Below are 14,097 nucleotides of genomic sequence, written 5' to 3' on the forward strand. Positions count from 1 at the left end.
TCACCTTTCATAGGTCTCTTCATGAAACGCGTCAGCATCCCGTTTGTTTGCATGGGCAATATCTGCCGGTCGCCGCTGGCGGAAGGAATCTTTCGCCATACCGCGGCGGAGGCCGGGCTCTCGGGCAAGTTTGCCATCGATTCGGCCGGAACGGGCGGCTGGCACGAAGGCGACCCGCCAGACCGGCGATCTGCCGCAACAGGCAGACAGCACGGGATCGACATATCCGCACAAAGGGCACGCCGCATCCGCAGCGAAGACTTCGCGGCATTTGATCTGGTTATCGCGATGGACCGGAACAACGTGGCCGAGCTTAGGCGCGCATCACCGAACGCCCGCAACATCCACCTTTTCGGCGACATCGCCCTCGGCACCGGCGAGGATATTCCGGACCCCTATTACGGTGGTCCGGAAGGCTTCGAGCATGTCTATACCAGGCTCTTGGCAGGCTGCATGAAGTTGCTCGGCGAACTCGGCGCCGACAGCGCTTCATGGAGCGGGAAGACCTCTTCCGTCAGATAGGGCCCGCCGCCGACCGAATCCCTCGACGAGAGCAGGACGAAGCGCGGCACGGTGAAGGTCGAAGTCTGGAAATTGCCGCGGCCCGAGAGGTAGTGAACCACGTCATCGACGCGTGACGACTTCAGGCGGGCAAGCGTCACATGCGGCGTAAACTTGCGGGGATCGGGCGGAAGGCCGATCCTCTGGCAGATGCGCTCGATCTCGCCCTGAAGAGCATACATCTCGGGTGAAGGCGACACACCCGCCCAAACCGAGTGCGGCTTCTTGGAACCGAAAGCGCCGATACCATCGAGCCTGATCTGGAATTCCGGGCGGTCGATCCTGTCCAGCCGCTCGACGATCTCGTCAGCGGTGCGGCCATCGACATCGCCGATGAAGCGCAAAGTGACGTGGTAATTCTCCACATCGATCCATCGGGCACCGGGAAGACCACCGCGCAGCAATGAAAGGCTCATCGCCGCATTGCGCGGAATTTCGAGGGCGGTAAAAAGTCTCGGCATAACGAGCACTCCCCGAATCTTTTGCAGATGCTAACACGGAATCACGCAATGGTGAGCCGCGCAAGCCCCTATTTCTTCACAGTAGAAATCGTCCCGATGAAATTTGTGACAGCCGGCTCCATCTTCTGAACCATGACATCCACTCCCTTGGGATTAGGGTGCATACCGTCCTCAAGCTTAAGGCTGGGGTCTAGCACAACGCCATCGAGGAAAAAGGCGTAGAGCGGAACCTGATGTTTTTGCGCCAGTTTCTCGAAGATGGGATTGAACCGAGCAGCATAGTCCGCCCCCATGTTCGGCGGCGCGATCATGCCGGCAAGCAGGACCGGAATACCTCTGTTCTTTAGCCGGGCAATGATTTCATCAAGGTTTCGCTCGGTTTCCTCGGGCGCGATCCCCCGAAGCGCATCATTGGCGCCGAGCTCGAGGATGACGCCGCTCGTTCCGTCGGGAACCGACCAGTCGACCCGCGCAAGCCCTCCGGTCGAGGTGTCGCCGGAAACGCCGGCATTGGTGATCGCGACATCGACGCCTTTCGCTTTGAGTGCGGCCTGCAGCTTCTCGGGAAAGCCGTCTCCCGGCGGCAGCTGGAACCCGGCCATGAGGCTATCACCGAAGCCGACGAGGTTGATTGTCGCGGCATTTGCCAGTGTAGCGGCAAGCAGAGAGCCCGCAATGACAGCGATGTGAAGCAGGCCAACTTTAAATCTCATTCCGCGTTCCCTAAATTGTCGAAGTCTTTGGGATTTATATAGGGCTATTTTCTTTGGCAAAAACCATCATCGAGCTGAAGCACGCGGATTTGACATTGGGCAATGCCGCGGCGTCGGTCCACGTGCTGAAAGGCATCGACCTGACGATCGAGGCCGGCGAATCCGTCGGCATCGTCGGGCCATCCGGATCCGGCAAGTCGACGCTGCTGATGGTGCTTGCCGGTCTGGAAAGGCTCGATAGCGGCGAAATCCACATTCAGGACACGCCACTCCATGCGATGAGCGAGGATCAGCTTGCCGATTTCCGCGGCCGGAACATCGGCATCGTTTTCCAGTCCTTCCACCTGATCGCCAACATGACGGCGCTCGAGAATGTCGCAGTGCCCCTCGAGCTTGCCAACGTGGCCAACCCGTTCGAGATCGCCCAGCGCGAATTGCGCTCCGTTGGTCTCGGCGAGCGGCTGAACCACTATCCGGGCCAGCTTTCCGGCGGCGAGCAGCAGCGCGTAGCGATCGCCCGGGCGCTGGCGCCGTCTCCCGCTCTTCTGATCGCCGACGAACCGACCGGCAATCTCGACACCGAAACCGGCCGCCAGATCGCCGATCTGCTGTTCGCAAAGCAGGCCGAGCGCGGGATGACCCTGCTGCTCGTCACCCATGACAATGCGCTTGCCAGCCGCTGCTCGCGGCAGATCCGCGTGCGCTCCGGCAAGATCGAAGGCGACAGCCCGGCACGCCAGTCTGCGGCAGTCCTCGCATGACCCTGATCACGCCGCGCGCGTCACTCGCCTTCCGCCTGGCCCTTCGCGAGCTGCGCGGCGGCCTCAGGGGCTTCTACATCTTCCTCGCCTGTATCGCCCTCGGCACCGGCGCGATCGCCGCCGTCAATTCCGTCTCGACCTCGATTACCGACACGATCGCTTCGCAAGGACAGGAACTGCTTGCCGGCGACGTCCGCTTCGAGCTCAACAATCGCGAGGCATCGCAGGATGAGATGAATTTCCTGCGCGGCTTCGGGAAGGTCTCGGTTTCGACGGGACTGCGTTCGATGGCGAGAAAACCTGACGGTTCCGACCAGGCGCTGGTCGAGGTCAAGGCCGTCGATGACGCCTACCCGCTCTATGGCACGTTCCAATCGGAGCCCGATTATCCGCTGGCGGCCCTGCTCTCCGACCAAAGCGGCACCTATGGCGCGGTAGCCGCCCCGCTGCTGCTTCAGCGCCTTGGCCTTGCCGTCGGCGACGAAATCCTGCTTGGTAACGCAACGCTCAGCATCACCGGAACCGTCAAGACGGAGCCGGACGCGCTCTCCGAGGGCTTCGGCTTCGCGCCACGGCTGATCGTCAGCCGCGCCGCGCTGCAGGCCTCGAGACTGATCCAGACCGGCAGCCTCGTCGAGCACGCCTACAAGATCAAGCTGGATGATCCCGGCGAAATTGGCGCGGTGCGCGACCGCGCTGCCAAGGAATTTCCCTCCGCCGGCTGGTCGATTCGCACCAGTGACCGCGCTGCGCCATCGCTGACGGAGAATATCACCCGTTTCTCGCAGTTCCTGACGCTGGTCGGCCTCACCGCGCTCATCGTCGGCGGTGTCGGCGTTGCCAACGCGGTCCGGGCCTTTCTCGACTCCAAGCGGACGACGATCGCCACCTTCAAATGCCTCGGCGCTCCCGCGTCGGTCGTGGTGCTCGTGTATCTTTTCCAGATCGCCATCATCGCCTTCGCAGGCATCCTGATCGGCTTGGCGCTCGGCGCCATCTCGCCTGTGATCGCCGCCCAATTCCTGGCGCAGTTCCTGCCGGTCTCGACGGCACCGGCGCTCTATCCGGGCGCGCTGCTGCTGGCCGCTGTCTTCGGCACCCTGACGACGCTGGCCTTTGCCATCCTGCCGCTGGGGCATGCCCGCGAAGTTCCCGCAACGGCTCTGTTCCGCGAGCAGGGCTTCGAAGCCCGTGCCCTTCCCTCCTGGCCCTATATCCTGCTGGCCGGCGTCTTCATGGCAGCACTTGCCGGGCTGGCGATCGTCACCGCCTATGACCGCTTCATCGCCGTGGTCTTCGTCGGCGCCATCGTTTTCGCCTTCGTGATTCTGCGCGCCGTCGCCGCCGTGATCGCCTGGCTGGCAAAACGCAGCCCGCGCGTCAGTTCGCCGGCGCTGCGTCTGGCAATCGGCAATATCCACCGCCCCGGCGCCCTGACGCCCTCCGTCGTGCTCTCGCTCGGCCTCGGGCTGGCGCTCTTGGTAACGCTGACGCTGATCGACGGCAATCTGCGCCAGCAGCTGACTGGCCGCATGGCCGGCGGCGCGCCTAATTTCTTCTTTGTCGATATCCAGAGTGCCCAGGTGGAGAGCTTCCGCAATCTGATCAAGCAGCAGGCGCCCGAGGGCAAGCTGGTCGAAGTACCGATGCTGCGAGGCCGCATCCTGGCCTTCAACGGCGAAGACGTCACCAAGCGCAAGGTCCCGCCGGCAGGGCAATGGGTGCTGCGCGGCGACCGCGGCATCACCTATTCTGAAAGCATGCCGGAGAATGCCGCGCTCACCGAGGGCAGCTGGTGGCCGAAGGATTACAGCGGCGAGCCGCAGGTTTCCTTTTCCGCCGAAGAGGCAGGCGAACTCGGCCTCAAGATTGGCGATACCGTCACTGTCAACGTGCTAGGCAGGAACATCACCGCGCGGATCACCAACCTGCGCAAGGTCCAGTGGGAATCGCTATCGCTGAACTTCGTGATGGTCTTTTCGCCGAATACGTTCCGTGGCGCCCCGCATGCCTGGCTGGCAACGCTGACCGATCCCTCGGCAAGTGCGACCGAAGAGACAGCGATCCTGAAGACTGTCACCAACACCTATCCGACGGTGACAAGCGTCCGCGTCAAGGATGCGATCGATATCGTCAACCAGCTGGTCGGACAGCTTGCGACCGCGATCCGCGCGGCGGCTTCGGTCGCACTCATTGCCTCTATCCTGGTGCTGGCAGGCGCGCTCGCCGCCGGAAACCGGGCCCGGACGCACGATGCGGTGGTGTTGAAAACGCTGGGTGCTACGCGCGCCATGCTCATCCGCGCTTTCAGTTACGAGTATCTGATCCTCGGCGCGGCCACGGCCATCTTCGCGCTTCTGGCAGGCGGCGTGGCAGCATGGTTCATCGTCAGCCGTATCATGCGGCTACCCTCAGCCTTCCTCCCGGATGTCGCGGGTCTGACGATCGCCACCGCTCTGGTGCTGACCGTCGGGATCGGCCTGATCGGAACCTGGCGCATCCTCGGCCAGAAGGCGGCACCCGTTCTGCGCGAGCTCTAGGGCTGGCACTGGTAAAGCAGCGCCCGATAAAATAGCTTCACCTTACGGCGATTTAACCCCGCCGCCGGTTGCAAGGGCCTTGTTTGCAAAGGGCGAAAGCCTCATATTGACCGCAGGCATGCTGGAGCTCCGCAGCGGCGCCCGGGTCGCAAAGCCCGACACCGTATTCACATCGGAGCTTGTAAGAGGAAACTATGGCTGACCTTCGTAACTACCAAAGCCGGACGCAGACTGGCGAGATGATCGACCAGGGGCTGCGCTCCTATATGCTCAAGGTCTACAACCTGATGGCGCTGGGTCTGGCGATCACGGGTGTAGCCGCATTTCTGTCATTCCAATTCGCCTTTGCCGACGGTCAGCTGACCGCCTTTGGCCAGGCCATCTATCTGAGCCCGCTGAAGTGGGTCGTCATCCTGGCTCCTCTGGCCATGGTGTTCTTCCTGAGCTTCCGGATCAACCGCATGAGCGTTTCGGCCGCGCAGACCACCTTCTGGATCTACGCCGCGCTGGTGGGTCTGTCGCTCTCGTCTCTGTTGCTGATCTACACCGGCCAGAGCGTGGTGCAGACATTCTTCATCACCGCCGCTTCGTTCGGCGCACTGTCGCTCTACGGTTATTCGACCAAGCGTGATCTCTCGGCCATGGGCTCGTTCCTGGTCATGGGTCTGTTCGGCCTGATCATCGCGTCGGTCGTGAACATCTTCCTGGGCTCGTCTGCCCTTCAGTTCGCGATCTCCGTGATCGGCGTCCTGATCTTCGCCGGCCTGACGGCCTACGATACGCAGCGGATCAAGGAAATGTACTACGAAGCCGATGGTGCCGAAGTCATGGGCCGCAAGGCGATCATGGGCGCGCTGACGCTTTACCTCGACTTCATCAACCTGTTCATGTTCCTTCTGCAGTTCATGGGTAACCGCAAGTAAGACGGAACTGTTGACGGCCAGACCGTCTGGCCGAACGCGAGACAACCGAGCCGCCTGCGACAGAGATGTTGCGGGCGGTTTTGTTTTTCGGAGTGTGGATTGAGCGCTGTGGTCATGCAGCTGGCAAATAACGGCCAGCCTTGCGCGTCTTAAAGCTTGCGTGCCGCCAGGCGCCGACGGTCGAGCGCAACATGGTCGGAGCCGCGCTTCGTCAGGCGGAATTGCCGCTTCTGGAACTCGCCGCGAATCTCGATAAAGCCCTTCTCCTCGGCTTCGTTCAAGGTCTTCAGGCTGGTGCCCTCAGGGGGAGACTGCCAATCGATGCCGACGGCGGCGTGCAGCAAAACCAGAATCTTGATAATGGCGTTTCTCCATGGCTGACGCACGCGGCCGATCTGCCGCCTGACGCAAAGGCCTGTTCCGCGAAGCTGTTCTCTAGAAGCTCCGGCGGGTTCGGTCAACTCGCCGGCTTGGCGGCCACCACGCAGCTGTCAACGCACAGCTTGCCAAACAAGAAGTCAAAGAACGATCACAACAGCGACGGACCAGCGCGATCATTTTGAATGCTCCCGTGCGACCCCTTGCTTTTCCTATTGCCAAATCTCGCGCCGGATGGTTTTCAGCCTGAACCATACACCAGACATCGGCCGCCCAATGACCGTTCAACTCCGCGACATCGCCACCTCCGACCTTGATGCCATCACCGCGATCTACCGTGAAGCGGTGCTGTCAGGGGTCGCCAGCTACGAGATCGCCCCGCCGGAGCGCCAGGAGATGGCTGCACGGCTGTCTGCCACAACAGGCCAGGGCTACCCCTATCTCGCTGCCGTTGATGAAAACGGCGTGCTGCTGGGCTATGCCTACGCGTCGGCGTTCCGCACACGTCCGGCCTACAGGTGGATGGTCGAGGATTCGATCTATCTGGCGCCAGAGGCCCGGGGAAAGGGCGTCGGCAAGGCGCTGCTCGCGGAACTGATCGCCCGCTGCATCGCCCTAGGCTTCCGGCAGATGGTCGCCGTCATCGGTGGCGCCCATCCGGCATCGATCGCGCTGCATCGTTCATTGGGTTTCGAGGAAACCGGCCTGCTCAAGGGTACCGGCTACAAGCACGGCCGCTGGTTGGACACCATGCTCATGCAGCGGCAGCTGGGCGAGGGAAAGGATACCGATCCGGACCCCTCGGTCTATCCAGGCAGCCTCTACAGGGGCTGATCGCTATTTGTCGACGAGCTTCAAAACCTTGTCGAAGACCTTCAATACCTGCTGCAGCTCATGGCCGCGCTTGAGGATCATGCCGTTGGTGTTGACGACGGAATAAGCCCCCTGCTTGTTGGCAAGCTTGGGGTCTTTCTCGATGGTGAAGAGCGGCATTTCGCCGGAGCGCTTGAAGACGGAGAACACCGCCTTGTCCTTCATGTGGTCGATGGCGTAGTCTTTCCACTCGCCCTCGCCGACCATGCGGCCGTAGATCCACAGGATCGCATCCAGCTCTCGCCGGTGAAAGGTCACCGGCAACGGATCCTTATTCTGCTTGTATTCTTTAAGATCGACGACGACTGAGGAACTATTGTCGGCGGAACGGTGATAGCCATGCCGCAAATCCGGCTGATCTGTCATCAGTCTCCCAAGGCCTCTCGCTTATGACAGGAGAGTGACAGTTTGCCCGACCCGCCGCAAATTGCAAGTGCGGCCAGTCATCACATTAAGCATATGCTATGCAATCTCCTGAGCGCCGCAATTCAGTCAAAACAGCGCCTCATTTGCAGGGGAAATTCCGCTCACCGATTTGGCGCCAGCGCGCCAAAGGGCCCGGCTGAGCGTATCGACCTTAACCCCAGCCCCGAATACGATTAGCCGGGCCGCCCCGTTTTCCATCCTGAACGGATGAAACTTTCAGATATTTTTCCCGGCCATGACGACGGTTGCGCCCAGGATCGCGGCCGGATCACCGTCAGCCGTAGCAGCCTGTAACAGGATTGCACAGCCTTCAAGGTCGGCCTTTTGCAGAACCGTTGCAGGTAAAGTCAGGCTTGTTGCCTTTCCGTCCCACATTCCGACAGTTTCGATATCGCTGACGCTGTTGATATAGGAAATCTTCTGGCCGCTGTTTTCGCCCTTCTCGACGTCGATGGTCTTTTCCTTGTCGAAATAGACCATCACCACATTGGCTTTCCCCTGGCCGGCGCCAATCTTGATCTCCAGCTCATCGCCCCGCATCTGCGCATCGATAGGGACATTCAGCCCCTTGCCGTCGGTCGAGAAGCCGTCGATCTTTCCGTTGATCGCCGAGAGATCGGAACCGGTCATATGATCACGGCCGTTGACGACAACCTGCGGCGTGTAAACGTTGCTGCGGCCGAGCATGCGGGCATAGCCGTACTGACGCTCGGTGTTCTGCTTGGAACTCAGCGTGTCGGTCCAGCCGAGATAGTTCCAGTAATCGACATGATAGGCGAGCGCGATTACATTCCCCTGGCCAACGATCTTGCGAAATGCGGCATCGGCAGGCGGACAGGATGAGCAACCCTGCGAGGTAAACAGTTCAACGACGCCCTTCGGCTTGCCGTCTTCGGCTTGAAGTGGCGCTGCGAGCACCAGACCGGCAATCAGCGAAATCAAAAAACGCGGCGACATTGCAACCTCTTTATCCAGGACGTCGGGCGAACGAAGGCCGCGCGGCCTGATTGACGACCGTAGAGATAATCCTTCCGGTTCCAAACGGGAAGTAACGAAGGGGTGAGACATCCCCGCCCGCCGCCGCGCCGGGAACACATCGCCGTGAGCCCCGTCCCCGCAAAGAAAAACCGCCGGAGATTGCTCCCCGGCGGTGATTATCATGTGCTTGTCTTAAGAATTAAGCAGCGAGGTCGCGCAGAACCGTCTGCAGGATGCCGCCGTTGTTGAGGTAGATCACCTCATCGAGCGTATCGACGCGCGACAGCAGCGGGACGTCCTTCACCGAACCATCGCCATAGGTGATCTTGGCGATCTTCTTTTCGCGCGGCTTGATGTTCTCGAGACCTTCGATCGTGACGATTTCATCGCCCTTGAGGCCGAGGCTTGCCCAGGTCGTGCCTTCTTCGAAGACGAACGGGATGATGCCCATGCCGACCAGGTTTGAGCGGTGGATACGCTCGAAGGACTGGGCGATGACGGCCTTGACGCCGAGCAGGTTGGTGCCCTTCGCAGCCCAGTCACGCGACGAGCCGTTGCCGTATTCGACACCCGCGAAGATGACGAGCGGAACGCCATCGGCCTTGTACTGCATGGCCGCGTCGTAGATCGATTCCTCTTCCTTCGACGGGTAGTGGATGGTGTAGCCACCTTCCTTGCCGTTCGGGCCGAGCATGTGGTTGCGGATGCGGATGTTGGCGAAGGTGCCGCGCATCATGACTTCATGGTTGCCGCGGCGCGTGCCGTACTGGTTGAAGTCAGCAACGCCGACATTGTGCTCGATGAGGTAGGCACCGGCAGGAGACGCCGCCTTGATCGAACCGGCCGGGGAAATGTGGTCGGTGGTGATCTTGTCGCCGAAGAGACCGAGAACGCGCGCACCCTTGATGTCGGAAATGCCCGTGCCGGTCTTGCCCATGCCGACGAAATACGGCGGGTTCTGAACGTAGGTCGAGTTGTCGTCCCAGGCGTAGGTCTGGCCCGGAGGAACCTGAACGGCCTGCCAGTTCACGTCGCCCTTGAACACGTCGGCGTACTTCGTTTCGTAAAGTTCGCGGGTGACGTATTTCTGGATGAATTCCTGGATCTCGTGCGAGGTCGGCCAGATGTCCTTCAGATAGACCGGGTTGCCGTTCTGGTCTTCACCGATCGGCTCCTTGGTCAGGTCCTTCTGGACCGTGCCGGCGAGCGCATAGGCGACGACGAGCGGCGGGGACGCGAGGTAGTTCGCCTGAACGTCTGGAGAAATACGGCCTTCGAAGTTGCGGTTGCCCGAAAGCACGCCCGAAACAATCAGACCCTTGTCGTTGATCGTCTTAGAGACCGGCGCCGGCAGCGGACCAGAGTTGCCGATGCAGGTCGTGCAGCCGAAGCCGACGAGGTTGAAGCCGAGCTTGTCGAGATCAGCCTGCAGGCCCGACTTTGCCAGGTATTCGCCAACGACCTGCGAGCCAGGTGCTAGCGAAGTCTTGACCCACGGCTTGGTCTTCAGGCCCTTGGCAACGGCGTTGCGGGCGAGAAGGCCGGCAGCGATCAGAACCGACGGGTTGGACGTGTTGGTGCAGGAGGTGATCGCCGCGATGGCAACGTCGCCATGGCCGAGATCGAAATCGGTGCCTTCGACCGGGTAGCGGTTCGAGAGCTGGCCCGGCTTCTTGTAGTCAGCGTCCATCGAACCGGCGAAACCGGCAGCGATGTTTTCGAGCGGGATGCGGCCTTCCGGACGCTTCGGGCCGGCCATTGCAGGCACGACGTCGCCGAGGTCGAGTTCCAGCGTATCGGTGAAGACGAGGTCGGAACCATCGCCATCGCGCCACATGCCCTGAGCCTTGGAATAGGCTTCGACGAGCGCGATACGCTCCTTGGTGCGGCCGGAAACATTGAGATAGTTGATGGTTTCGCCGTCAACCGGGAAGAAGCCGCAGGTCGCGCCATATTCCGGACCCATGTTGCCGATCGTCGCGCGGTCGGCGAGCGGCATGTTGTCCATGCCCGGGCCGAAGAATTCGACGAACTTGGAAACAACGCCCTTCTTGCGCAGCATCTGCACGACCATCAGCACGAGGTCGGTCGCGGTAACGCCTTCCTTGAGCTTGCCGGTCAGCTTGAAGCCGATGACCTCAGGCAGAAGCATCGAGACCGGCTGGCCGAGCATGGCCGCTTCGGCTTCGATACCGCCAACGCCCCAGCCGAGAACGCCGAGACCATTGATCATCGTCGTGTGGCTGTCGGTGCCGACGCAGGTATCCGGATAAGCGATCGTTTCGCCATCCTCTTCCTTGGTCCAGACGGTCTGGCCGAGATATTCGAGGTTGACCTGGTGACAGATTCCGGTGCCCGGAGGAACGACGCGGAAATTCTTGAATGCCTGCTGGCCCCACTTCAGGAAGCGGTAGCGCTCGCCGTTGCGCTGGTATTCCAGCTCGACGTTCTTGGCAAAAGCCTGCGGTGTGCCGAATTCGTCGACGATGACGGAGTGGTCGATGACGAGGTCGACGGGAACCAGCGGGTTGATCTTCTCGGGGTCGCCACCGAGCGACACCATCGCGTCGCGCATTGCCGCGAGGTCGACGACGGCGGGAACGCCGGTGAAATCCTGCATCAGCACGCGCGCCGGGCGATAGGCGATTTCGTTTTCGACGGTGCCCTTGTTGTTCAACCACTCGGCAACGCCGAGGATGTGCTCCTTGGTGACCGACTGGCCATCTTCGAAGCGCAGAAGGTTCTCAAGCAGAACCTTCATCGAATAGGGAAGCTTCGAAACGCCCGGAAGACCATTCGCCTCAGCCTTGGGAAGGCTGTAATAGACGTAGTCCTTACCATCGACAGTGAGGGTGGAGCGACAATTGAAGCTGTCAAGAGACTTAGACACGAGATACCCCGTTTCTGATAGCCAACACAGTCGTGCGAACGCCTATGCACTTAATGCACATCAGGATGCGGGTACGGCCATTTCCGCTGTCCGCACGTGGAAAGAATATTCCATGTTCGGCGCAAGGATGAAGTTCACGCCGACCGCTGGCGTGGTTGCGGGTCTTATAGATAATTTCTAAGAAGGGTGCCAGATACTGCGTGGCCCATTTCGGACATTTTTTGCGTCGCGATGACTAAAATCTTAATCAACGGAAACGCCATGCATCTGACTGCCGAAAATCTCTCAGCACGCCGCGGCGAAGACCTGATTTTCAAGGATATCTCGTTCCGCATCGAAGCCGGCGAAGCACTGGTTTTGACAGGGAAAAATGGATCAGGAAAGTCCACTTTACTGCGTGTTGCGGCGGGGCTTCTGCGGCCCGAAAACGGCAGCGTCCGTTTCTCTGATTCGCAGGGCTCTTCGGAACATCGCGCCAGCGAAATCAGCCACTATCTCGGCCACCGGAACGCGATGAAAAGCGAGCTCACGGTCGCCGAAAATTTGACCTTCTGGCAGGACTTTCTCGGTAACGCTTCCGGTGGCGAGGGACTGCCGATCATGGAGGCCGCGGAAGCCGTCGGCCTCCCCGGCATCACTCATCTCCCCTTCGGCTATCTCTCCGCCGGCCAGCAACGCCGCTTCGCCTTCGCCAAACTGCTGGTCGCCTACCGTCCGGTGTGGATACTGGATGAACCGACTGCAGCACTCGATGCGAGTGCGGACAGGATGTTTGCGGCGCTGATTGCAGCGCATCAGGAGAAGGGCGGAATCGTGCTGGCCGCGACGCATCAGCCGCTGGGGCTGGAAAATGCAAGGGAATTGCGGATGAGCGGATTTGCCGGGGTGGATCAGGGGGTGTGGGGATGAGGTTTTACCGTGTGTCCACCCCCCTCTGCCCTGCCGGGCATCTCCCCCTCAAGGGGGGAGATCAACCTGTTGCGACGGCCCCGCTAAATAGTGACAAGAGAGCGAGCGGTCGCGCCCAGCCAATCTCCCCCCTTGTGGGGGAGATGTCCGGCAGGACAGAGGGGGGTACTCCACGCTCAACCGGCAACGAGGGCCTCCTCCAATGACCGCCCTCTTCCTCCGCGACCTGAAGCTCTCCATCCGCTCCGGCGGCGGCGCGCTCATCGGCGTCTTGTTCTTCCTCACCGTCGTCGCCGTCATCCCCTTCGGCGTCGGCCCCGATCTCAACCTGCTTTCCCGCATCGGCCCAGCCATTGTCTGGATCGGCGCACTGCTATCGGCGCTTCTCGGCCTCGACCGCCTGTTCCAGGCCGAGCGCGACGACGGATCGCTGGATCTTCTGCTGATGCAGGAAACGCCGCTGGTACTCACCGTCCTCGTCAAATGCCTCGCTCACTGGACCGCCACCAGTCTGCCGCTGGTTATCGCCTCGCCGCTGCTCGGCCTCTTCATGAACATGAACGAAACGGCGATCGGCGCCACGATGCTGACGCTGCTGGTCGGCTCGCCCGCCATCACCTTCATCGGCGCCGTCGGCGCAGCCGTCGCGGTTGCCCTGCCGCGCGGCGGGCTGCTGGTCTCGATCCTCGTGTTGCCGCTCGCCATTCCAGTGCTGATCTTCGGCGTCAGCGCCAGCTATGCGGCCGTCGAGGATCCGGCACCCTTCCTGCCGCCCTTCCTTATTCTCATCGCATTGACGCTGTTCTTTGCGGTCATCGGCCCGGCAGCGGCAGCGCTGGCACTCAGAAACACGTCGGATTGATCATGGCGTTGACCGGCATCAATTGCGGGAAGAACCCGTTCAAGGTAAAGAACCGCTCATGAGCGAAACAAGCCTTGCCATCAGCAAATTCAGCGACCTCGCGAACCCGACGCGGTTCCTGGCGCTGGCGCAACGCGTCATTCCGTGGATGGCCGGCATCACGGCTCTCTGTCTGGCCGTGGGGCTGTATCTCAGCTTCGCGACCGAGGGCGACTACCAGCAGGGCGAAACCGTCCGCATCATGTATATCCATGTGCCCTCCGCCTGGCTGGCGATGATGTGCTACACGGTGATGAGCATCTCGGCGATCGGCACGCTCGTCTGGCGCCACCCGCTGGCCGACGTCGCAGCCAAATCCGCGGCACCCCTCGGCGCCGCCTTCACCCTGCTTGCGCTCGTCACCGGTTCGCTATGGGGCAAGCCGATGTGGGGGACATGGTGGGTCTGGGATGCACGCCTGACCTCTGTCTTCGTGCTCTTTCTAATGTATCTCGGGCTGATCGCGCTGAACCGCGCCATCGACGATCCCTCGAAGGCTGCCCGTGTCGTCGCCGTGCTAATCCTGGTCGGCTTCGTCAACATCCCGATCATCAAGTTCTCGGTCGAATGGTGGAACACGCTGCACCAGCCGGCAAGCGTCATGCGTCTCGATGGCCCAGCGATCGATCCGGAATTCCTGCGCCCGCTCTTCGTCATGGCCATTGGATTCACGCTGCTGTTCTTCACGCTGCACATCATGGCGATGCGCAACGAGATCTGGCGCCGCCGTGTCGCCGCCCAGCGCCGCCTTGCGGCCCGTCTGGCAAGCCGCGAGGACTGATC

The 14,097-nt window shown here is 61.2% G+C and carries 14 protein-coding genes; 8 read left to right on the plus strand and 6 right to left on the minus strand.

From position 1 onward, the window contains the following. Nucleotides 1–21 precede the first annotated feature (21 nt). Nucleotides 22–522 carry a low molecular weight protein-tyrosine-phosphatase gene (locus AC1DJO_RS11400; RefSeq protein ID WP_477970552.1) on the plus strand — a complete coding sequence of 167 codons (501 nt, stop codon included), beginning with the start codon at nt 22–24 and terminating at the stop codon, nt 520–522. Here the strand turns inward: AC1DJO_RS11400 and thpR are convergent. Continuing rightward, nucleotides 429–1,022, minus strand: a complete 594-nt coding sequence (gene thpR / locus AC1DJO_RS11405) for an RNA 2',3'-cyclic phosphodiesterase (protein ID WP_477970554.1) — start codon at nt 1,020–1,022, stop codon at nt 429–431. The two genes, AC1DJO_RS11400 and thpR, sit on opposite strands and share 94 nt — an antisense overlap. Nucleotides 1,023–1,090: 68 nt before the next feature. Then, nucleotides 1,091–1,735, minus strand: coding sequence for an arylesterase (locus tag AC1DJO_RS11410; RefSeq protein WP_477970838.1), 645 nt, complete (start codon nt 1,733–1,735; stop codon nt 1,091–1,093). Between the two features lie 53 nt (nt 1,736–1,788). On the opposite strand from AC1DJO_RS11410, the gene AC1DJO_RS11415 reads away from it, so the two are divergent. From AC1DJO_RS11415 to AC1DJO_RS11425, 3 genes are all read left to right on the plus strand, one after another. Continuing rightward, nucleotides 1,789–2,496, plus strand: a complete 708-nt coding sequence (locus tag AC1DJO_RS11415; protein ID WP_477970556.1) for an ABC transporter ATP-binding protein — start codon at nt 1,789–1,791, stop codon at nt 2,494–2,496. Next, complete coding sequence (locus tag AC1DJO_RS11420) at nt 2,493–5,036, plus strand: ABC transporter permease (RefSeq protein ID WP_477970558.1); 2,544 nt, start codon at nt 2,493–2,495, stop codon at nt 5,034–5,036. The genes AC1DJO_RS11415 and AC1DJO_RS11420 overlap by 4 nt, the downstream gene beginning before the upstream one ends. Before the next feature lie 194 nt (nt 5,037–5,230). Continuing rightward, nucleotides 5,231–5,959 (plus strand): Bax inhibitor-1/YccA family protein, encoded by a 729-nt coding sequence (locus AC1DJO_RS11425; RefSeq protein WP_112385825.1) that lies wholly within the window; start codon nt 5,231–5,233, stop codon nt 5,957–5,959. A gap of 149 nt (nt 5,960–6,108) precedes the next feature. Here the strand turns inward: AC1DJO_RS11425 and AC1DJO_RS11430 are convergent, their stop codons facing one another. Then, nucleotides 6,109–6,309 carry a hypothetical protein gene (locus tag AC1DJO_RS11430; RefSeq protein WP_112444593.1) on the minus strand — a complete coding sequence of 67 codons (201 nt, stop codon included), beginning with the start codon at nt 6,307–6,309 and terminating at the stop codon, nt 6,109–6,111. Nucleotides 6,310–6,613: 304 nt separating this feature from the next. On the opposite strand from AC1DJO_RS11430, the gene AC1DJO_RS11435 reads away from it, so the two are divergent. Next, nucleotides 6,614–7,171: an N-acetyltransferase family protein gene (locus AC1DJO_RS11435; RefSeq protein WP_477970560.1), complete on the plus strand. Its 558-nt coding sequence runs from the start codon at nt 6,614–6,616 to the stop codon at nt 7,169–7,171. Nucleotides 7,172–7,174: 3 nt separating this feature from the next. On the opposite strand, the gene AC1DJO_RS11440 is transcribed toward AC1DJO_RS11435, so the two are convergent. The 3 genes from AC1DJO_RS11440 to acnA form a co-directional block, all read right to left on the minus strand. After that, nucleotides 7,175–7,576 carry a DUF2794 domain-containing protein gene (locus AC1DJO_RS11440; protein WP_477970562.1) on the minus strand — a complete coding sequence of 134 codons (402 nt, stop codon included), beginning with the start codon at nt 7,574–7,576 and terminating at the stop codon, nt 7,175–7,177. 276 nt (nt 7,577–7,852) lie between these two features. Continuing rightward, complete coding sequence (locus tag AC1DJO_RS11445) at nt 7,853–8,593, minus strand: DUF1223 domain-containing protein (protein ID WP_112385827.1); 741 nt, start codon at nt 8,591–8,593, stop codon at nt 7,853–7,855. A 220-nt stretch (nt 8,594–8,813) separates the two neighbouring features. Then, on the minus strand, nt 8,814–11,504 hold the full coding sequence (gene acnA, locus AC1DJO_RS11450) for an aconitate hydratase AcnA (protein WP_477970564.1): 2,691 nt from the start codon (nt 11,502–11,504) through the stop codon (nt 8,814–8,816). A gap of 261 nt (nt 11,505–11,765) precedes the next feature. Here acnA and ccmA point away from each other — a divergent pair, with 261 nt between their 5' ends. From ccmA to AC1DJO_RS11465, 3 genes are all read left to right on the plus strand, one after another. Continuing rightward, nucleotides 11,766–12,413, plus strand: a complete 648-nt coding sequence (gene ccmA / locus AC1DJO_RS11455; RefSeq protein ID WP_477970840.1) for a heme ABC exporter ATP-binding protein CcmA — start codon at nt 11,766–11,768, stop codon at nt 12,411–12,413. A 202-nt stretch (nt 12,414–12,615) separates the two neighbouring features. Further along, entirely contained in the window at nt 12,616–13,275 is a 660-nt protein-coding gene (gene ccmB, locus AC1DJO_RS11460) for a heme exporter protein CcmB (RefSeq protein ID WP_477970566.1), read from the plus strand. Nucleotides 13,276–13,333: 58 nt separating this feature from the next. Continuing rightward, on the plus strand, nt 13,334–14,095 hold the full coding sequence (locus tag AC1DJO_RS11465; protein ID WP_477941207.1) for a heme ABC transporter permease: 762 nt from the start codon (nt 13,334–13,336) through the stop codon (nt 14,093–14,095). The last annotated feature ends 2 nt before the right edge of the window (nt 14,096–14,097 follow it).

The sequence above is a fragment of the Rhizobium sp. 05N430 genome (genome assembly GCF_056396985.1).